Source organism: Pseudobutyrivibrio sp. UC1225 (assembly GCF_900115215.1).
In the GTDB taxonomy this organism is placed as follows: domain Bacteria; phylum Bacillota; class Clostridia; order Lachnospirales; family Lachnospiraceae; genus Pseudobutyrivibrio.
Genome location: NZ_FOVQ01000005.1, coordinates 219332 through 240035 on the forward strand (window position 1 = coordinate 219332; position 20704 = coordinate 240035).

Sequence of the window (20704 nt, forward strand, 5' to 3'; positions counted from 1 at the left end):
TTCAGCTTAAAGAAGGCTGGTTTCATATCAGTTGCAATAGGTTCGGATTATCCCAATCAAATTTAATAAGTTTTGGGGAATCGTGATATCAGTTTTCCTGATTGCTACATTACCATTGTCGTTCTTTGGGATTATTGAGCAGTTCCTTGGAACCATGTTTGAAAAATGTGTAATGTCCATTGTGACAATAGTTGGATTTATCGCTGATACAAGAATTGCTTTTGAAAAGAGATGGTAGAAGACATACATGGTGCTAATAATTGGAGCCTAGGAACTATTCTTCAGGAGCCAGGTAATCTGCATCTATATGAGAAGATGGGATATCACCAAAACGGAGTGATAGAAATAACTTATAAATATTGTCAGTTAGGCTAATCATAGTTGGGAGGAAAAAATGACACTTGATGAATTAAGACTTGATATTGCAAAAGAACAGAAAAAGGGAATTCCTTTTATAGCAGCATCTATTATTCTTTGGGGACTGATTGCGATAGTTACTATACTTCAGATTCCTATTAAATCTAAGAATATTTTAGTATTTTGTTGTGCGTGCCCATTGATGCCGCTAGCCATGATATTTGGAAAAATAGTCAAGGTGGATTTGTTTTCAAAAAAGAATCCACTTAGCAATGCGGGGTTATTGTTTACAATGAATCAAATGCTATATATCTTAATTGTTATGTGGGTATTTAGTGCTGTTCCAGAAAAAATGGTTATGGTATTTGCAATGGTATTCGGTGCACATTTGTTGCCATATGCATGGCTCTATCTTTCTAAGGCTTACATTATTTTTGCAGTTGCAATACCTGTGATTTCACTTATATTTGGTGTCATATTTAATGCGACAGTAGTGGCCTTGGCAGTATGTTTATGTGAAGTGGTTTTTCTTTTGATTTTAGTTTATGAAGTTAAGAAATTATAAGATAAATTTAATATAGATAAGGATAAAATAATGATATCAATCGAAGAAATCCCAGTAGAAAATATAAATGAATTCTGGTCAATCCATTTAAAGTATTTATTGGATGATGGAATTATAGATGATCCAGAGGATATAGAATATTTCTCTGGAGATGAATATAGAAATATTATCAAAAATCATATGATTCGTAAATGCGATAAACATCATATGGTATATTTCAAAGAAGATGAGAATCGAATTGGAGCTGCCCAGTATAATACTTATCAGAGTGAAGATGGTAAGTGTTTTGTAATGGATTTTTGGGTATTCCCTGAACATAGAGGAAATGGTACTGGGCACAGATGCTTTGAGGCACTTGAAAAATATACTAAGGCTAATGGTGCTTCGTACTATGAAATCAATAGTGAAAAAGAAGATTCCATTAGGTTTTGGAAATCAATAGGATTTATAGAAAATGGTACTGACGAATATGACATGCAGCTTTTTATAAAGCGATAGGAGGGCAACATGATTAAGACAGTAGCTATTGTAAGTTTATCATCGGGAACCATTGGCGAAGATTTCGTAAAGCATGAAGTTGATCTTGGCATGAAAAGACTCAATGCTTATGGTCTGAATGTAAAGATGATGCCTCATGCCATGAAAGGAATAGAGTATGTTAAGAATCATCCTGAGGAGAGAGCAGAGGATTTGCTTGAAGCCTTTAAAGATGACTCTGTTGATATGATTTTTTGTGCTATAGGCGGTGATGATACTTATCGTCTTTTGCCATATCTATTTGAAAATGATGAGTTAAAAAATGCCATAAGCAAAAAGGTGTTCCTAGGTTTTTCCGATACAACAATGAATCATTTTATGCTGCATAAAGCTGGTCTTAATACCTTTTATGGTCAGTCATTCTTAGCAGATGTATGTGAAATGGATAAGCAGATGCTTCAATACACAGCAAAGTATTTTGAAGAATTAATACAGACAGGAACTATAAAGGAAATCACTCCAAGTGATGTTTGGTATGAGGAGAGGACCGATTGGTCACCTGCTGCTTTAGGAACTGCTAAAATATCTCACAAGAATGATGGATTCGAATTGCTTCAGGGACCAAGCACTTTTAGCGGAAAGATTCTAGGAGGTTGCCTTGAATCTATCTTTGATATCTTCGATAATACAAGGTATGAGGACACGGTTTCTCTTTGCGAAAAGTATAAGATCTTCCCTGATTTAGAGGATTGGAAAGGCAAAATCTTACTTCTCGAAACAAGTGAGGAGCAGCCTTCTCCAGAACACTATAGAGAAATGTTGTTAACACTGAAAAACACAGGAATATTTGAGGTTATTTCTGGTGTTTTATGTGGAAAACCTATGGATGAAAAATACTTCGCTGAGTATAAGCAGATAATTTGTGAGGTAGTAGGCAACCCAAGCTTGCCAATAGTTGCTAATGTCAATATTGGTCATGCCACACCTAGATGTATCATACCATTTGGTGTTGATGCAACAGTTGATATAGAAAAGCAGGTTATTAGATTTTAGAAATCAGAGGTAATTATGGTTACAATAATTACAGGTGCATCTCATGTGGGGAAAACTGTGTTGGCACAGAGGATGCTGGAAAAGTATAAATATCCCTATGCATCAATCGATCATTTGAAAATGGGATTGATTAGAAGCGGGAACACAGAGCTAACACCAGAGGATGATGAACAGCTTGTAGGATATCTATGGCCTATTGTCAGGGAGATGATTAAGACTGCTATAGAGAACAAGCAGAATCTTATCATTGAAGGCTGCTATATTCCTTATGATTGGCGAAAGGATTTTGATGAGCAGTATTTGCAGGAGATTGCATTTATATGCCTAGCCATGACGGAGGAGTACATTGATTCTCATTTTGCTGAGATAAAATCGCATGCTTTTGATATAGAAAACAGGCTGGATGATAGTGATTGCACTATTGAAAGACTTAAGGCTGATAATAGACAGGTGATTTCAGGATACCAGAACGCTGGGGAGAAAGTAAATTTAATTGAAAAAAATTATGAGGATGTAATAGAACATTTACTTCAGTAAAGATATTTAATTATGCCAGAATATAGGAACAGGGTGATTACGGAAAAATTAAGTAATATATAAGATTATTACGTAGATTTTTAGGAGAGAAAAGAGTTTTTATGAGTATAATTACGGAAGAATTATTGGTTATTATGAATTTTGCCGTAGGTAACCTATATGAATTGCATCTAAAACTAGAATAGTCTACGGTAAAAATATGGAAGAAATGTATTTATTCCGTAAATAGAGTATAAGCAAGAACAATCACTACGGTATTTATAGTAGATTACTAGGATTTACCGTAAATGATGAATAAATATCATAATAATTCCTATAGGAGAAAAATATGAACCAAAAAGAAAGAATGCTTGCGAATCTTCCATACAAGGCATGGCTTGACGGCCTCAGTGAAGAGCGCATGGAGAATAAAAAGAAGATATATAAGTACAACAACATGGAGCCTGATAAGCAGGAGGAAAAGGATAAGCTTATAAAGGAAATTCTGGGCAAGACAGGAGAATGCATAAATGTTGAAGCACCTTTTCACTGTGATTATGGCTACAACATCGAGGTTGGAGAGAACTTCTTTGCCAATTATAACCTGGTGATTCTTGATGTGGGAAAAGTGAAGATTGGAGACAACGCGCAGATTGCTCCAAACGTTGCCATCTATACCGCAGGGCATCCAATACATCCAGATTCAAGAAATTCAGGCTATGAGTATGGCATAGATATTACTATTGGAGATAATGTGTGGATTGGTGGTAATAGCTGCATTATGCCAGGAGTGACTATAGGTAATAATGTGGTCATTGGAGGCGGAAGTGTCGTAAACAAAGATCTTCCAGATAATGTTATTGCAGTGGGAAATCCTTGTAAGGTAGTGAGGGAAATCACAGAAGCTGACAGGGATTATTATTACAAAGATAGAAAGTTTGATGTAGACGACTATATCGTATAAACGAAGTAAATGGAAAATAAGAACCTAATTAAAAATAAAATAGTGGTATGCTTCTTGGCAATTGTATGTTGCCTGCTTTGGGGTAGTGCATTTCCAAGCATAAAAATAGGCTACAGGCTTTTTGAGATAGATGCCAGCGACAGTATGTCGCAGATTCTTTTTGCTGGAATTAGATTTTTCCTGGCGGGAATACTTGCTATTATTTTTGGCAGTCTTCTTCAGAAAAAGGTTTTGTATCCAAAGAAAGAATCATGGCGAATGGTATGCACACTCAGTTTGTTCCAGACCATTCTACAGTATTTCTTTTTCTACATGGGATTGGCCCACGCGTCAGGTGTGAAATCATCTATTATCAATGGCATGAGCACCTTTTTCGCAATCCTTCTAGCTTCTCTTGTAAGAAAGCAGGAGCGATTAACTACCAACAAGGTGGTAGGCTGCGTGCTTGGAGCTGTAGGTGTAATAATAGTAAGCCTTGCTGGTGGAAGCATAGGTGAGGGCTTTGCCATCAATGGCGAGGGCTTTATCCTTGTGGCATCGGTTTCCTATGCCATCTCATCAGTACTTATCAAGGAGTATTCCATCAAAGAAAATCCTGTGACACTCAGCGGATATCAGTTCATCATAGGTGGAATTGTTATGATGCTGGTTGGATTTTTTGCAGGTGGTAGACTGCATATGACCTCACTTACAGGCATTCCACTTATCATTTACATGGCGCTGATTTCATCTGTAGCATATTCAATTTGGGGCGTGCTGTTAAAGTACAATCCAGTATCGTCGGTTACAATATACGGATTTACGAATCCGATTTTTGGTGCATTGCTTTCAGCTATACTTTTGTCAGAGTGGAAGACAATTACAGCTCAGTATCTAGTGGCGCTTGTACTTGTAAGCCTTGGAATATATATTGTAAATAGGGTAAATGATTAATGTTATAGTATTGATAAATACAAAGACATAATTAAGGGGGATTTTAGTGAATTATTTTGTAGAGGGGTTGCAAGGAAGTGGTAAGAGCACACTTGTAAAAAGACTTTCAGAAAAGCATCCAAATTATACAGCTATACACGAGGGAGATTACTCTCCAGTGGAGCTTGCTTGGTGTGCTTATGTTGATAGAGAAACATATAAACAGATTCTTGAAAAGTACAAAGATATCCGTGATGAGATTGAAAAGAATTCTTTTGCAGAGGATGACCATATGATTATCTGCTATACAAAGATTCTTACAGATATTCCCGGATTTCATAAGGACCTTGAAAAATATGAGATTTACAATGGAAATCTAGACTCGGAAACATTTAGAGATATTGTCTTGAGACGATTTAAAAATTGGCAGGGAGATAATAATATCTTTGAATGTTCAATCTTCCAAAATATTATCGAGGATATGATTCTCTTTCAAAAATGTAGCGATGAAGAGATTGTCGATTTTTACAAGCAGATACAAGAAGTTCTTGCTGACAAGCCATATGAGATAGTGTATCTTCAGGCCGATGATATCAAATCAAATATTGATATAATAAGAAAAGAAAGATCTGATGATCAGGGCAACGAAATGTGGTTTCCGCTGATGTTAGGATACTTTGATAATTCACCATATGCACTTGAAAAAGGGGTGAAAGGAACTGAGGCTTTGTTGGAACATTTTAAGCACAGACAGGAATTGGAACTTCGTATATGCGAAGAACTATTCCCTGAAAGAAATATAGTGCTTAGGTCGAAAAATTACAAAATATGACTTCTTGTGGGCTACTTAAGGAAAAAGCCCACAAGAAGTCATGCTTTTAGAAGCACTTGAAGGAGAAAAGAAATGGAAACATGGTTTTACACAGTAGTAAGCATAGACGGGGACTATGCAAATCTCAAAAGAACCGATATTGAATCAGATGAGCTCAAGCTTGTAGCCAGAGCACTTCTTCCATCAGACATTGAAGAAGGAACAAATCTTAAGTACGAATTAATGCAGTATTTTATTGTTTAATAATCAGCCTATTATTGGCAAAAAAGGGGGTCTTTATGAATAGTTTAGATAGTAGAATAAAACTTAATAACAATACATCCATTCCTTGTTTAGGATATGGAACTTACAAAATTAAGGATGCAGATGAGGCTTATAATTCAGTGAAATCTGCACTTGATGCAGGCTATCGTCATATTGATACAGCCGCATTTTACGAGAATGAGAAGCCTGTGGGGAAGGCAATAAATGATTACATAAATTCTCACGACCTTAAGCGTGAAGATATCTTTGTAACCAGCAAGGCTTGGAAGACAGAGCTTGGATATGAGAAGACATTAAAAGCTTTTGAAAAGACAATGAAGGAAATCGAATTAGATTATCTTGATTTGTACCTTGTTCATTGGCCTGCTTCCTATGCTTTCGATGATGACTGGGAAAATACTAATCGTGCTACCTGGAAGGCTATGACAGAAATCTACAAGTCGGGCAGAATAAAGGCTATCGGTGTCTCAAATTTCCTTACACATCATCTTGAGACTATCATTGATATGGAGGTAATGCCTGCTGTAAATCAGATAGAAATCAACCCTGGATTTCTTCAAAAGGATACAGTGGATTACTGTCAGAATAAAGGTATTTTGGTGGAGGCATGGAGTCCACTTGGAAGAGGAAAATCGCTGAATCATCCTGTACTGGAAAAATTGGCAGCTAAGTATGGCAAGACAGTTGCTCAGGTTATATTGCGCTGGGAGATACAGCATGACATTGTGCCGCTTCCAAAATCTACTACGCCATCACGAATAGTAGAGAATTCTAAAGTTTTCGATTTTGAACTCAGCCCAGAGGATATGGCTGTTATTGATGCGATTGAACCTTATGGAAATAGTGGCCACGGACCAGATGATAAGTAGAAGATTGATATGGAAAATTTATTAACTCATATAAAAAATATTATTGGAATCATAGTTAAATATCTAAAGTACTCTGTTATTGATGGCATCATAATCGGAGCAGCCAATTACACCTTTATGTATTTTATGGAGATGCCATGGAAGATTGCTATTTCCATTTTGATGGGAGTCACTAATCTTGTGCCTAATTTCGGACCAGTTGTGGGCGCTATAATTGGTGGTGTTGTGCTGGCGATTTCTGATGTTAAGCAGGCACTGTGTTTCCTTGGTTTTACGGTGGTTCTTCAGACAGTTGACGGTTTATTCATCAAGCCTAAGTTGTTTGGAGACAGCTTTGGAATCTCTGGCGTGTTTATGCTTATAGCCATGATAGTTGGTGGCGGTTTGTTTGGCATTTTCGGAATGATTTTTGTGGTTCCTGTGGTTGCCATAGCAAAGTATTTGATAAAGGATGTTTTGCTACCTAATAAGAACAAAAAGGATTAGGTTTACTTATAAGTTTTTGCTAGAAGAAAAGGGAAATTGATTTGATATTGTGGGTACTTGCTACATTTGTAGCATTCTTTATAAAAGGTCTTTGTGGATTCGCAAATACGTTAGTTTTTACAACTATCCTGGGTTTTGGCGAGGCCAATGTAAATATTTCTCCAGTGGAACTGTTGCTCGGCTTCCCATCTAATCTCATATTGGTTTTTAAAAATCGAAAGCAGCTGAATAAAAGAGTGTTTATTCCGTTAGCCTTGCTTGTTCTAGCGGGAAGTATTCCAGGTGCTATTCTTTTGAAGAATGCAGATGTAAGAGCATTAAAGATTTTCTTTGGAATTGTTGTGGTGCTGATTGCAGTTGAAATGTTTCTTCGTGAATACCAGTTGATAAAAGCCAGAAAATCCAAGCTTTTATTGGGGATAATCGGGTTGTTCTCAGGTTTGCTGTGTGGATTGTTTGGAATAGGTGCGTTACTTGCGGCCTATGTGGGAAGAGTTACAGAATCAAGCACAGAATTTAAGGCAAATATCAGTGCAGTTTTTATAGTAGAAAATATATTTAGAATTGTTGTTTACAGTCTGGTTGGGGTAATTACATTAGAGTCTTTACGACAGGCTGCTATGTTGCTTCCAGTGATGCTTATAGGCTTGTTCGCAGGAATGAAAAGCTCAGAAGTGCTGGATGAAAAAGTGATAAAGAAACTTGTAATTATTCTTTTGGCTATATCTGGCGCCGTGCTGGTGTTTAGAAATTTGTAGGGAGGATTTGATGGATATTAAATATAGAAAACTTACAGAGGAAGATATACCAAGTATTAATAACCTCTGTTGTAAGAATGAATTATATTATCAGTTTTGTCCTCCTTTTGTGACAGAAGAAAGTATTAAGGCTGACATGGAAGGTTTGCCACCTGGAAAGACATCTGATGATAAGTATTATGTTGGTTACTTTGAAAACAATAAGCTTATTGCAGTAATGGATTTGATTTATGGATATCCTGCTGAAGATACTGCATACGTTGGCTTCTTTATGACTGATGATTCAGTTCAGAAGAAAGGTGTTGGAACTAGAATTATAAAAGAGCTTACAGCTGAACTTTGTAAAAAAGGGTTTGCGCAGATTAAATTGGCATGGGTTCAGGGGAATCCTCAGGCAGAGCATTTTTGGCATAAGAATGGTTTCAAAGAAACCGGAAAGATTTATGATATGGGAGACTACTCTGTTGTTGACGCAGCAAGAACATTAGTGACTGAAGTAAATGAGGACAATGTGGAAGCTGCTGCCAGAATCCATTCTGTTTCATGGCAGGAATCACACCTCAGTTTTTGTACTAAAGAATTCATTGCAATGCATGATGTTAAGCATCAGAAAGAATATATAGAAAAGAAGATAGCTGATGGCAGTGAGTTTTATATGCTGATGGATGAGGAGCCGGTAGCTGTAGTTTCTATAACAGGGAGCTTAATTGAGGACTTGTATGTTTTGCCTGAGTTGCAGAACAAAGGTTATGGAAGCCAGCTTTTGTATTATGTTATTTCTAAGATTCAAAAGAAGAGGCTTGCTCCAACCTTGTGGATTCTAGAAAACAATGATGGCGCAGAGAGACTGTATAGAAGAAATGGTTTTGTTCCATCAGGTAATGTAAATCAAATCACAGACAAATTAGATGAGATAGAGTTTGTTTTGAAATAAAAGACAATCTATTGAAAGAATCATTTGATTGTTGAGTGATTACGGAAATAATCATTGAGTTGAAGTTTTTTTACGTAGGGCAAATTGGTAGATTTAACTCTTTTACGGAAATATTATTGATAGGCTTCATATTTTACGTAGCAAATATTTAAATTTGTTATTGAAAGTGAGGATACTTACGGAAAATGGTTTGTTCATAGTGAGATTTTCCGTAATTTATAGACTTAGTATATGCTTTAGTAGCCTATTATTAAGAATGAACTACGTAAAAAGTAAGTGTTATAGCTGTCCTTTCCGTAAATTGGTAATTATAATTTTTTCAACTACGTAAAATGAAACAGTAATCAAGAAAATTCCGTAAACGCCGTGGAGGAGAAAAATATGGAAGTTGGACTAGCAGCCTGCTCGAATGGGCATAATAAAGAATGGGCGCCACAGGTGGAGGAGTTGGTGAAGGTGCTGAATGGCATGGGAGTGCAGACTGCACTCGCAGAACATATAGTGGCCACTAAAGATGAATTCAGTGGCACAGATGAGGAGCGAGCCGCGGACCTGATGAGCTTTTATAAGGATGATTCTATAGATGCCATCTATGATATATCAGGTGGCGATTTAGCTAATGGAGTCTTGAAGTATCTTGATTTTGATATCATAGGTAAATCCAATAAGACTTTCTGGGGCTACAGTGATCTCACAACAGTAATAAATGCAATCTATGCAATTACTGGAAAACCATCTGTTCTTTATCAGGTGAAGAACATGGTATATTCTGAGGCAGAATTGCAGCAGGAGAGATTCAGGAAATATCTGGCTGGAACCACAGAAGAACTATTCAAACTCCAATACAAATTCCTCCAGGGCACCCAAATGAAAGGTGTAGTTGTAGGTGGAAATATTAGATGTTTCACAAAGTTAGCTGGAACAAAATATTGGCCTGACTTAAATGGCAAAATCCTATTATTGGAAGCCTATGGCGGAGGCTCAGGGCAGATAGCTACTTTGTTCAACCAGTTGGAGCAGATAGGAGTTTTTGAGCAGGTGGCTGGAGTATTGCTTGGTACCTTTACCAGCTATGAGAAGGCAAATCTTGAATACTCAGTTTATGATCTTTTGAAAATGCATATAAGTGATACTCTTCCAGTGGCCAAGACAACAGAGATAGGCCACGGTCACGATTCCAAAGCAATTGTAATTGGAAGGGAAATGGAGTTTATAGCTAAATAACAGACCCGTCACAGGTGCGCACATAAAGTCGGGAATACAAAACCACCCGAGACTATACTAAAGGAGCAATGTGAGAGAAACAAAGAGAGGTAAAGAATAGTGCAAAGTTGGGTGGAAGAATTTCAGGAATCAATCAATTTCATAGAGGAGAATCTGGCCAGTCCTTTGGAGATTGAAGATATTGCTGGAGTTGCTGCATTATCATCTTTCTACTATCAGAGAATCTTTGGCGCAATGTGTGGAATGTCAGTTGGCGAGTACATTAGAGCAAGACGAATGACCTTGGCAGCGCAGGAGCTATCAAGCACTGATGCAAAGGTAATTGATGTGGCTTTGAAATATGGTTATGATTCACCAGACAGTTTTGCAAAGGCATTCCAGCGCTTTCATGGAATTGCTCCATCGAAGGCCAGGGAGTCAGGCATACCTCTCAAATCCTTTGCTCCATTGCATATAAAAATATCTTTGGAGGGCGGTAAAATGTTAGATTATCGAATTGTTGAAAAGGCACAGTTTACAGTTATGGGAGTTAAGCGTGGATTTAACTCAGATTCAAGCTACCAGGAGATTCCAAAGTTTTGGGATGAATGGATGGATGATACAAAGGGACTTAAGGGCAGATTCGGTGTTTGCCTTGATATGGATGGCAAGGATTTTGATTATTGGATTGCTGACGAGTACAAGCCATGGCATGACGTTCCAGAGGGATGCGCTACTACAGTTATTCCAGCAGGTCTTTGGGCAGAGTTTAAGTGTGTTGGGAAGCTTCCAGAAAGCTTGCAGAGTGTGAATACTCAGATTTGGTCTGAGTGGCTTCCAACACTTAAGGGCTATGAACTGGCAGGCAATTACTCACTTGAGGTGTATTGCCCACCTACAGAAAAACCAGATGATACTGTAAGTTACATCTGGATTCCATTAAAGAAGACAAATTAAGAGATTTTTAGGTAAGCTTAGATAAAACAAGGAGCAACCGCAAGGTTGCTCCTGTTTTTGTGAAATCCTAATTTGCTACATCAATCCACCACATCTCGTAATTGCTGCTGCAGTCTTTATACTGCTCTACGTTAGCATTGGCATCGTTGCTGCCATAAGAAATGTTTAGGCATTTGCCACTGTTGTGGTTGATGATTTTGTATGTATTGTTTGCGGCAGGATAGATTTCCCACTTCTGGCTGTTGCCGCCGTAGTAGTCCCACTGATGTACATTTGCACCATCCCAGTTTGCAGAATCCTGAACAGTAAGAGCTTTTCCAGTAGAAGCAGACTTGATTACATAATAATCGCCTTCCTTCTGGAAGTACCACTTCTGATTTGCATTTCCTCTGAATGGATACTGAAGAATATTAGTACCGTTGTCACGGCGATTTCCCTGAACATCAAGTGACTGAGAACTTCCGTAGTTAATTATTTTATATGCTTTTGAGCTATCAAACATTGCACCAGAAGACTGAGATGGAGCAGGCTGAGATGGCTGCCAAGATGGAGCAGGCTGAGCCTGTGAGCCACCATTATTGCCAGAATTTCCAGCGCCTGAGTTGCTAGAGCTATTATTATGAGCATCCCAAGAAGCCCAGTCATAATAAGCACTGATTCCAGTTCTTCCATCATAAGGTTTGAGCCAGTTATCTACACCAGTACCAGGCCATACATTCATCATGATTTTTCCAGGAGTATCTGGGATATTATTTGTAGCTGTATAAACAGCCTTGCCATCTACATACCAGGTGATGCTACCCTGATTCCAGTTAAAGCCATATGTGTGGAAGCTCTGAGATGCATCAAAACCTAAGTTGTAAAGATATTCATGATTTCCCTGACCATTAGTATAGTAGTTAAATTGAACCTTTGTGGTGTCATATCCAAGGAATTCGATATCAATCTCATCCCATTTTGTTCCATCACTTTCACCTGTGTAGGTGAAGAAGGAAGATACAACGCCTGAGTTTTTGATAGGCTTCATGTTTACCTGATAAAGACCATATCCATAGTACTTCTTTGTACGGTACTCACCGCCAGTGTAGCCAGAACTATTTCTGTCGATTGTAAGCTTCATTTGACCGTTCTGGAAAGCAACATTGTTTGGTGACCATGTGCAGTTGAACATCCCCCCATTTGACCAACTAGACATTTCAAACTGATTGCTATCGTGGTAGTCGAAAGCCATACCTTCATGTGTGCCATTCCAGGCACTTGCTGCGTTTGCCATGGAAACATTCATTAACAGTCCGCTGACAGTCAGAACGGTTCCAAGGACTAGTGACATAAGTTTACGTTTCATTTTACATTACCTCCTCTAATGAAAATAATACGCACAAAATTATAATTGAGGATATTAGAATCATGCAAGAAATATCAGAATGATGAAGTGTATTAATGACTAAAACTGAAAGATATATCAAAATATATGGTATAATAAACAAATATAAAAGCTTAAATTTTCTTTGATTTTCTCTTATTATTCTTAGTTATTGAATGATGTGAATATATATGGATACCATGCTTATTTACAATTATCTTGTAAATATAGAGCATGGAGGAATTATTAGAATGCCAATAATATCACGTTTTTATGGAATTGAGATTTCAATGTACTATGATGACCATAATCCACCACATTTTCATGCAAAATATGGTGAATACAAGATTTTGGTAGATATCAAAAGGGCGAGAGTGATTGAAGGATTTATGCCATCATCTCAGACTAAATTAGTATTAGCATGGGCAATTATCCGAAAGGATGAACTAATAAAGGATTGGGAGCTTGCCAAGATGATGGAACAACTAGAAAAAATAGAACCGCTGAGGTAATGATTATGATGTATGAAATTATTCAAGTAGTGCCACAAGATGACTATACTGTTTGGGTGTATTTTGCGGATGGAAAGATTACATGCTATGATGCAAAGCCTAATCTTTCTAAAGGAATATTTCAAAGGATAAATGACATAAATGTGTTTAAAGAAAAGTGTAAAATAATGAATGACACGTTGGCATGGGATATAGGTGTGAACGGTGAAGATGATTGTTTGGATATAGATCCTAATACATTATATAATTGCCCAGAAGTAGAAGAGGCTACAGCTTAAAGCTATATCCTCTTCTTACACACATCCGCCAAACAGCACTTGTCGCAATAAGGTGCAGTTCTTGCTGTGCAGACCGCCCTGCCATGGTCTACCAGACGATGGCACAAATCATTGCCTTCCTCAGGTGGAATGATTTTGCGGAGAGCCATTTCTACCTTGGTAGGTTCTTTGATTCCATCCACTAATCCAATTCTATTAGAAAGTCTAATCGCATGAGTATCAGTAACTATAGCAGGTTTTCCGTACACATCCCCAAGAATAAGATTTGCAGACTTGCGGCCTACGCCTGGGAGCTTTAACAAATCCTCCATGGTGTCAGGAACCTTGCAGTCAAATACATCTCGAAGCATCTTCATGCAGGCAACAATGTCCTTTGCCTTTGATTTTCCAAGTCCGCAAGGGCGAACAATAGCTTCCACATCTGCTACATCTGCGTCGGCAATAGCTGAGATGGTAGGGAACTTTTCATATAATGAAGGAACAATCTCGTTAACTCTTGCATCGGTGCACTGAGCCGCCAGTCTTACAGACACCAGCAGCTTCCATGCATCATCATAATCTAATGTGCAATCACTGTAGGGATATTCCTGTTTTAATCTTTCGATAACAATCAATGCTAATTCTTTTTTTCGCATAATTTAAACCTCGTTTTTATTATGGGTATATCATAGCATTTATTCTAATAAAGGGCTAAAGTTTTTATTGAAAATTCAATCATAATAATGGTATTATAGCATTACACGACATAACGATTTAGGAAGGGCGATTTACATACCAAATCATTTAGGTACATAGTGGATGATTGGGACATGTGAGTCGCCTTTTTTGACGCGTTTTTGTCTGAATTTTCAAAAGGAGGAGAGGATAGGTAATGAAAAAATTGGCTCGCAGAGGGCTATCTTTAGTTCTTTCGCTTTTGATGGTTGTTTCACTGGCAAATACTGACATTTCTTTCATTTCTAAGGCCGAAGAAACTAACCATGTCTGGACTAAAGTAAGTCTATCCGATATCACATCTAGTGATTCTATTGCCATCACAATGAGCACTTCCGATGGCGAAACCTACGTATTGCCAAATGCATCTACAGGAAAAGCACCAGCAGCTGTTCTTGGAACAGTTAACAATGGTTCTTTAACTATCGAATCCGGTAGTGACGCAGATTATGCATGGACAATTACAAAGAACACTGTTGAAGAAACAGTTGTTGCTGGCTCTGAAAATAATACAGAGTCTGAGACAGCTACTGTTGAGGAAAAAACAGTGACAGAGGAAGCAGGCACCATCGCTTCTGAAGAAAAAGCTTCTGAAGAGAAAACTGAAGAGGTTGCAGAGACTGCAGAGGATAAGCCTGTAGTTGAGACAACAGAAGCTACAGAAGAAAAGGCAGAAGAGAAGACTGATGCCGAAGATTCTGAAGAGAAGAATCTTGAAAAAGAGGATGACAAGAATTCACAGGACAATGAGTCAGAGGAAAAGATTACTAGAACTTACTATACAATAGGAAATGGTTCTGATTATCTTTACACTAATGCTGCTAACAACGGCGTTAGAGCTGGTTCAATGCCAAAGAATCAGGTTGGCGCTCAGTGGCAGCTTGATGAAACTGGTTATCTTTCAGCTAAAGACTCAAAGGATGCTACTCGATTCTTAGGGGTATACAATAAACAGGATTGGAGAGCATACACACTTGGAAAGACAGGTGACTTCCCTAATAACATTAAGGCTCAGACACTTACTTTCTACAAGCTTACAGGTAAGGTTGCAGGTGAAGGCAAGGTTGCAGCACCAAAGGCTTCTGTTGAAAGCGGCACAGAGGTTGAGTTTGGTGCAGAGGTAGAACTTACATGCGATACTGAGGATGCTAAGATTTACTACAACGTAAATGGTAGCGAGGACAACTACAGCCCTTACAAGAAAGCAATCGAAATTACAAAGGAAACTACAATCTATGCTTATGCAGTAGTTGATGAGACAAAGAGCGAGATAGTTTCATTCAACTATAAGCTTATTGCAGGTTCTAAGATTACTGACATCACAAAGCTTTCAGCAGATCAGGAATTTGTTCTTTCATTTAATAATGAAAAAGTTCTTGCTACTGAGGCTAGTGGAAAGAAACTTGCTGGTGTAGATGTTAAGGTAAATGATGACAATCACCTTACATACACAGATGCACAGGCTCCTATCGCAGCTCTTAAGCTTGTAAAGGCTGAGAAGGATGGTGAGTTCTACATCACATCAGATATTCTTGAGGACAACGTACTTACAACAAAGTACCTTACTTCTGGAGAGACTGGTAACAGTCTTACATTTGCTACAGAGAAGAATGATTACAGCCTTTGGTCAGTTGAGCCAGAGGAAGATGGTACTTTCCTTGTTAAAAACGTAAATGCGGTATTCAAGAACAAGGCACAGTACCTGGAGTTCTACTCAGGTTTCACAACCTACAGCTACACAGCTGGTGGTAAGAAGGACAATTACACATTCTCAGCTTACACAGTACCTGAGGTTGAGAAGACAGATGCACCTGTTACTGATAAGACAGTAGGAAAGCTTCTCACAAGAGAGCTTTACGATGGAGATCAGGTAGTTGTTTACTATCCAGCAGGCAAGAAGCTCATGACAGCTGAGGCTACTACAAATGGTAAGCTCAAGGATGTTGCAGCAGAGCCAGCAGAGGATGGCACACTTGAGACAAAGGATTTAAATGCAGCAGTTCTTACAGTTGCACTTGATGACAATGGATATTATTCTTTCAAGACAGCTGACGGTAAGTACCTTACTGGTTCAGTAGAGGAGAAGGAAGTAGACGGAAAGAAGAAGTCTTTCGCAAATCTTACTCTTGAGGATACAAAGACAGACAACAGTCTTTGGTCAGAAGAAGCAGCCAGCGCAGAAGGAAAGTATTACTTAAAGAATGCTTTTGCAAAGGTTGGTTCAAGCGTTCAGGCACTTGAGTACTATAGTGGCTTCTCACTTTATGGCTTCAAGGAGTCTTCAGCATATGAGTTTAGCTTCTATGCACTTGAAGAAGGCACAAAGACAGTTAAGTATGATTACGAGGATGCTCGTCTCACAGTAGCTCAGTGGGCAGGTAATGCACACTACGATGAGGTAGAGACATCTAAGGAGTATATCAACGGTGATTTATATCAGACAAACGATATGCTCGACAAGAACGCTAAGTACACAGCAGTAGTAGATGGAAAGGTTTCACAGCCATGGACATCTGCAAAGAGCAGCAACACAGGCTCTACAAACTTCTACATGGGATCAACAGGTGTTATCAATAAGGATACTGATTACATGCAGTTTGCATTCCCATCAGCAGGCTATGGCAACATGGCAATTGATTTCAGAATGAGAGCTTCAAACACTGCTTGCGGAGCATTCCAGCTTCAGTACTCTACAGATGGAGAATCATTTAAGAATCTTAAGACTGGTACATATTCATATAAGTACACAGCTTACAAGGCTACAGATAAGGTAGATGAGAATGGCAAGGCTGTTCAGGAGCCATTTGAAGTAAATGGTTCTGGTGACATCACAGATGGTAAGGCCCTTACATCTCTTGCACCAACATACTACATTACATTTAGCTTTGACATTCCAAATGCAGCAGCTAATGCTGAGACACTTTATGTAAGACTTGTTCCTGCAAGTGACAAGTCAGCAAAGGGTGACAAGGCACCTGCAAAGGGTGGCGTTATCCGTATTGATGGCGTTACTGTAAAGGGTAACCCAATCGTTAGCGATGACGTTACAGGTTATGTAATTGCCAGCCCAGCAGCTGGAGAGATTTCAGAAGACCAGAAGGTTTCGCTTTCATCTAAGACTGAGGGAGCAGACATCTTCTACTCAGTAAATGGCGGCGAGTTTGTTAAGTATGATTCAGAAGAGAAGGTAAGCTTCACAGAGCTTCCAGCTACAATCCGTGCTTACGCTACAAAGGAAGGCCTTGCAAAGTCAATCACTGTAAATTATCAGTATACACAGGCACAGGTTGCTCCAGTTAAGGCAGCTCCAAACGGCGGCGCTGTATTTGAAGGTCAGAGAATTACTCTCAAGACAAAGACAGAAGGCGCTAAGATCTTCTATAGATATGAAGAAGTAAAGGATGATGCTGAGGCATCAGACGAGGCTAAGACTTCTGAAGAAGAGACAACAGAAGAGCCAGTTACTGAGGAAGAGCATGACGATTGGATTGAGTACACATCACCATTCGAGCTCAAGGAGCTCCCAGCTCAGATTCAAGTAAAGGCTACAAAGGAAGGCTACAAGGATAGTGCTGTTTCTACTCTTAAGTTCACAAAGAAGCTTAACGAGAAGTACAACATCTATTTCGGTCAGGTTCATGCACATACAAGCATTTCTGATGGTGCTGGTACACTTGAGGAAGCTTTACAGCATGCATCTAAGGTAGACAATCTTGACTATATCGTAATTACGGATCACAGTAACTCAATCGACAACGAAAAAGAGTCTAAGATTACTGAGAACGTTGATAAGTCTGAAAATGATGAGTGGACATACGCTCACAATCTTGTAAAGAAGTATTCAACAGACAAGTTTACATGTGCTTACGGTTATGAGATGACATGGTCAAATGGTCTTGGTCATATCAACACATACAACACACCAGGTTTCCAGAGCCGTACACAGACAGCATACTCAACATATGCTACAGCTTTACAGAACTACTATGAGGCTCTTAGATCAGTTCCTGATTCTATCAGCCAGTTCAATCACCCAGGTACAACCTTCGGTGATTTCCAGGATTTCGCATACTACTCAGAAGAGAACGATGCGTTAATCACAATGATTGAGGTTGGTAACGGTGAAGGTACAATCGGTTCTTCAGGTTACTTCCCATCATACGAGTATTACACTCGTGCCCTTGATAAGGGATGGCACGTAGCTCCTACTAACAATCAGGATAACCACAAGGGTAAGTGGGGCGATGCCAACACAGCACGTACAGTAATGCTTGCTGATACAAATGATGAAAATGCTATCTATGATGCAATGAGAAATTATCGTATATACGCAACAGAGGATAACGACCTCAGCGTATACTACACACTTGATAATTACATCATGGGTACAATCCTTGAGAAGGATGCAGTAGGTGACACAGTTCAGCTTAAGGCAGATATCAAGGATCCTACAGATTCAAAGATTGGCCGTGTTGAGGTTATCGTTAACGGTGGTCAGTCAATCGCTATGGAGAATGTAGCTACTAACGAGAAGACAGTTACATTCGAGGTACCTGCAAACTACTCTTACTACTACTTAAAGATTACAGAGGATGATGGCGATATCGCTGTTACAGCTCCTGTATGGGTAGGTGAGGTTGAGGCTTGCGGTATCAACAAGACTTACACAAACACAGTTCTTCCAGTTAAGGGAGAGAGCCTTGATGTAAATGTTGATTTCTACAACAATGAGCAGACAGATCTTACAATCGACAACATCCAGGTAGTCCTCAAGGACGTTGATAATAAGGAAACAGAGGTTGTAAACCTTTCAGGTGCTGAGGCTGGTATCACATCAGTTAAGTCACAGGGTACAGCAACCTTCAAGACAGACTTCGTATATAACGAGGCTGGTCAGGTTACTTACGAGGTGATTGTTAACGCAACACTTAACGGAGTACCAAAGGTTTACACAGATAAGCTTCAGCTTAGCTATGCGATTCCAGAGATGGTTACAGACGTACTCATCGACGGTACACATTACAATGACTATGTTACTGGTTACTACGGTGGCAACATGTCAGCCTTCGTTTCAATCTGCGCAAAAAAGAACATCCGCGCTCAGGTTGTTACAACAGAAATCACACCAGAGATGCTTGAGAAGTGCTCATTACTTGTAGTATCTGCTCCAGCTAAGAAGTCTGGTACAGCAAACGCTGGTGATTACACAATTTCTCACTTTAGTGATGACTTCATCGCTATGGTTAAGAATTATGTAGCAAATGGTGGTTCAGTAATCGTTTGTGGTCTTGCAGATTACTCTGATACAACTGACGGACAGACAGCTACAGAGCAGAACAAGCTTCTTGAAGCTATCGGTTCTACAATCCGCATGGGTTCTGATGAGGTTTGTGATGATACAAACAACGGTGGTCAGGTATACAGAATGTACCCAACTACTTACAACACAGATTCAGCACTCTTTGCTGGATTAAGAGATGGTCAGAAGTACAGCCAGTACTCAGGCTGCTCAGTAGATATTTCAAACGCTAAGGCTACAGATTTTGTAGACGCAGCACAGTGGCTTGTTAAGGGCTTTGATACTACTTACTCAGTGGATTGCAAGGATGCTTCAGGAAATCCTCAGCCAGGCGCACTTGATAACGGTGTTAAGGGAATCAAGAATGACAACCTTGGCGACGTAACATTCCTTGCAACACAGCACACAAAGGCTGGTGGTGAGATCTTCGTAGCTGGTGGAGTATTCATTTCAGACTTCGAAGTAAAGGCAGAGATGGACAACAACGATTCTCTTCCATATACAAACCACACAATCATCAATAACATCCTTGAGGGTGTTACAGTAGAGCTTCCAACATCTACTATCGCACAGGCTCGTGCAGGCAAGATGAACGAGGTATTCGCAGTTGAAGGTTATGTAACATCTGGTACAGACAACGAGTACACAACCTTCTTCGATACAATTTATCTTCAGGATGAGACAGCTGGTATCGACATATTCCCATATGCAACACCAGGTCTTGCAATCGGTACAAAGATGCGTATCGTTGGTTACGTTTCACAGTATCAGGGAGATAAGGAGCTTAAGGTTATTTCATCAAAGATTCTTAGCGATGAGCCACACGTATATGCTCCAAAGGAAGTAGACACAAAGACAGCAATGGATTATGATGCTCTTGGTGGTTCACTTCTTAAGACAACAGGTAAGGTAACAAGAGTTGCTTACGGTTCTGATGGAAAGACAATCGAAGAGTTCTGGCTCAAGGATTCTACTGGAGTAGAGGCTGCTATCTTTATCGATGGTTATATCTACTCAGCAACAACAGGCAAGAATGAGATTGCAAGCTTTGTAAAGGAAGGCGCTACAGTTTCTGCAGCTGGTGTTCTTTACATGCATCCAGAGGGAGATTCTGAGGAATCAGTACCTGTATTCAGAGTTCGCAATTGCGACGACATTGTTCTTGTTAAGGAGCCTGAACCAGAGGTTAAGCCAGATCCTGTTAAGGAAACAATCAAGAAGATTGGTAAGGTAGTTAAGAACGTAGTTGATACTGTTGAAAAGACAGTTCAGAAGGCAGCTGCCAAGAATCCAGTTGTTAAGAAGATTGTTGAAAATCCAGTTGTTAAGCAGGTTACAAAAGCAGTTAAGAGCTTTTTAAGCAAGTTTTTTGGATGGTAATTTTTTGAGAA

20 protein-coding genes are annotated in these 20704 nt (G+C 39.1%); 18 read left to right on the forward strand and 2 right to left on the reverse strand.

Translation table 11 applies throughout. From position 1 onward, the window contains the following. Window positions 1-82 precede the first annotated feature (82 nt). The 15 genes from BMZ41_RS15620 to BMZ41_RS08890 all read left to right on the forward strand — a co-directional run bounded on the left by BMZ41_RS15620 (window position 83) and on the right by BMZ41_RS08890 (window position 11147). Window positions 83-238: a hypothetical protein gene (locus BMZ41_RS15620; RefSeq protein WP_177184190.1), complete on the forward strand. Its 156-nt coding sequence runs from the start codon at window positions 83-85 to the stop codon at window positions 236-238. Window positions 239-394: 156 nt separating this feature from the next. Further along, window positions 395-922 carry a DUF7010 family protein gene (locus BMZ41_RS08825; protein ID WP_090528722.1) on the forward strand — a complete coding sequence of 176 codons (528 nt, stop codon included), beginning with the start codon at window positions 395-397 and terminating at the stop codon, window positions 920-922. A gap of 30 nt (window positions 923-952) precedes the next feature. Continuing rightward, entirely contained in the window at window positions 953-1420 is a 468-nt protein-coding gene (locus BMZ41_RS08830) for a GNAT family N-acetyltransferase (protein WP_090168392.1), read from the forward strand. A gap of 9 nt (window positions 1421-1429) precedes the next feature. Beyond that, complete coding sequence (locus tag BMZ41_RS08835) at window positions 1430-2452, forward strand: S66 family peptidase (RefSeq protein WP_090528725.1); 1023 nt, start codon at window positions 1430-1432, stop codon at window positions 2450-2452. A 15-nt stretch (window positions 2453-2467) separates the two neighbouring features. Next, entirely contained in the window at window positions 2468-2989 is a 522-nt protein-coding gene (locus tag BMZ41_RS08840) for a P-loop nucleotide/nucleoside kinase family protein (protein ID WP_090528728.1), read from the forward strand. A gap of 328 nt (window positions 2990-3317) precedes the next feature. Beyond that, on the forward strand, window positions 3318-3932 hold the full coding sequence (locus tag BMZ41_RS08845; RefSeq protein ID WP_090528731.1) for a sugar O-acetyltransferase: 615 nt from the start codon (window positions 3318-3320) through the stop codon (window positions 3930-3932). A gap of 9 nt (window positions 3933-3941) precedes the next feature. Further along, a complete protein-coding gene (locus BMZ41_RS08850; RefSeq protein WP_090528733.1) occupies window positions 3942-4865 on the forward strand; it encodes a DMT family transporter in 924 nt (307 codons plus the stop codon). A 46-nt stretch (window positions 4866-4911) separates the two neighbouring features. Next, window positions 4912-5676 carry a P-loop NTPase family protein gene (locus BMZ41_RS08855; protein WP_177184191.1) on the forward strand — a complete coding sequence of 255 codons (765 nt, stop codon included), beginning with the start codon at window positions 4912-4914 and terminating at the stop codon, window positions 5674-5676. Between the two features lie 72 nt (window positions 5677-5748). Continuing rightward, window positions 5749-5919, forward strand: coding sequence for a chorismate--pyruvate lyase (locus tag BMZ41_RS08860; protein WP_090528739.1), 171 nt, complete (start codon window positions 5749-5751; stop codon window positions 5917-5919). A 35-nt stretch (window positions 5920-5954) separates the two neighbouring features. After that, entirely contained in the window at window positions 5955-6809 is an 855-nt protein-coding gene (locus BMZ41_RS08865; protein ID WP_090528742.1) for an aldo/keto reductase, read from the forward strand. 9 nt (window positions 6810-6818) lie between these two features. After that, complete coding sequence (locus BMZ41_RS08870) at window positions 6819-7295, forward strand: AI-2E family transporter (protein ID WP_090528745.1); 477 nt, start codon at window positions 6819-6821, stop codon at window positions 7293-7295. 41 nt (window positions 7296-7336) lie between these two features. Beyond that, window positions 7337-8053, forward strand: coding sequence for a sulfite exporter TauE/SafE family protein (locus BMZ41_RS08875; protein ID WP_242942035.1), 717 nt, complete (start codon window positions 7337-7339; stop codon window positions 8051-8053). 10 nt (window positions 8054-8063) lie between these two features. Continuing rightward, the gene (locus tag BMZ41_RS15845; protein WP_090528748.1) at window positions 8064-8987 is read left to right on the forward strand and encodes a GNAT family N-acetyltransferase; all 924 of its coding nucleotides are present in this window, start codon (window positions 8064-8066) and stop codon (window positions 8985-8987) included. Window positions 8988-9368: 381 nt separating this feature from the next. Further along, complete coding sequence (locus tag BMZ41_RS08885; protein ID WP_090528751.1) at window positions 9369-10211, forward strand: LD-carboxypeptidase; 843 nt, start codon at window positions 9369-9371, stop codon at window positions 10209-10211. Window positions 10212-10310: 99 nt separating this feature from the next. Next, on the forward strand, window positions 10311-11147 hold the full coding sequence (locus tag BMZ41_RS08890; RefSeq protein WP_090168363.1) for an AraC family transcriptional regulator: 837 nt from the start codon (window positions 10311-10313) through the stop codon (window positions 11145-11147). 67 nt (window positions 11148-11214) lie between these two features. Here the strand turns inward: BMZ41_RS08890 and bglS are convergent, their stop codons facing one another. After that, window positions 11215-12492, reverse strand: a complete 1278-nt coding sequence (gene bglS, locus BMZ41_RS16000) for a beta-glucanase (protein WP_090528754.1) — start codon at window positions 12490-12492, stop codon at window positions 11215-11217. A 269-nt stretch (window positions 12493-12761) separates the two neighbouring features. Here bglS and BMZ41_RS08900 point away from each other — a divergent pair, with 269 nt between their 5' ends. Next, window positions 12762-13022, forward strand: a complete 261-nt coding sequence (locus BMZ41_RS08900) for a DUF4160 domain-containing protein (protein WP_090528757.1) — start codon at window positions 12762-12764, stop codon at window positions 13020-13022. Between the two features lie 5 nt (window positions 13023-13027). Then, window positions 13028-13300: a DUF2442 domain-containing protein gene (locus tag BMZ41_RS08905; RefSeq protein ID WP_090528760.1), complete on the forward strand. Its 273-nt coding sequence runs from the start codon at window positions 13028-13030 to the stop codon at window positions 13298-13300. A gap of 2 nt (window positions 13301-13302) precedes the next feature. Here BMZ41_RS08905 and BMZ41_RS08910 read toward each other — a convergent pair whose 3' ends face one another. Then, on the reverse strand, window positions 13303-13935 hold the full coding sequence (locus tag BMZ41_RS08910; RefSeq protein WP_090528763.1) for an endonuclease III domain-containing protein: 633 nt from the start codon (window positions 13933-13935) through the stop codon (window positions 13303-13305). Between the two features lie 236 nt (window positions 13936-14171). Here BMZ41_RS08910 and BMZ41_RS08915 point away from each other — a divergent pair, with 236 nt between their 5' ends. Then, window positions 14172-20693 (forward strand): CehA/McbA family metallohydrolase, encoded by a 6522-nt coding sequence (locus BMZ41_RS08915; protein ID WP_090528765.1) that lies wholly within the window; start codon window positions 14172-14174, stop codon window positions 20691-20693. Window positions 20694-20704 lie beyond the last annotated feature (11 nt).